1 protein-coding gene is annotated in these 528 nt (G+C 47.2%); it reads left to right on the top strand.

Annotated elements, in window-relative coordinates; genetic code table 11:
• Positions 1 to 528 (top strand): type II and III secretion system protein family protein (locus R7093_RS27820; protein ID WP_411913267.1); only part of this gene is annotated, 528 nt, incomplete at both ends.

The following is a 528-nucleotide window of genomic DNA, read 5'->3' as shown; positions in this document are numbered from 1 at the left end:
AAGTGCTGGCTGAGCCAAACTTGTCGGTAATTTCTGGCGAATCGGCGAGCTTTCTTGTCGGTGGTGAAATCCCAATCACCGTCCGAGACAACGATGGTATTTCCGTGACTTATAAAGAATACGGGGTAAAGCTGTCTATGGTTGCTAAGGTGACAGATTCAGAAAACATCCGCCTGTCACTGTTACCAGAAGTGAGCTCGATTGATAAAACCAATGGTGTGAACTCTGGTCTAGTTAGCGTCCCTTCGCTACGAACTCGAAAAGCTCAGACAACAGTTCAACTGAAAGACGGCCAAAGCTTCGTGTTAGCTGGTCTTTTAACGTCGGAAGAGCAGGAGTCATTGGCAAAAATTCCTTATCTAGGCGACATCCCAATTCTTGGTGCGTTATTCAGTAAGACCAATACCGAAAGAAGAAAGACGGAGTTGATCATCGTCGCGACAGTTAATCTTGTCGACCCTGTCAAAGAAACCGACATCAAGCTGCCGAAGTTCGAGCGAACGAGTGACCTTGAGCGCTTGCTGAAGC

Source organism: Vibrio sp. 1580 (genome assembly GCF_033340055.1).
This window is presented reverse-complemented; position numbering and strand designations above follow the sequence as displayed.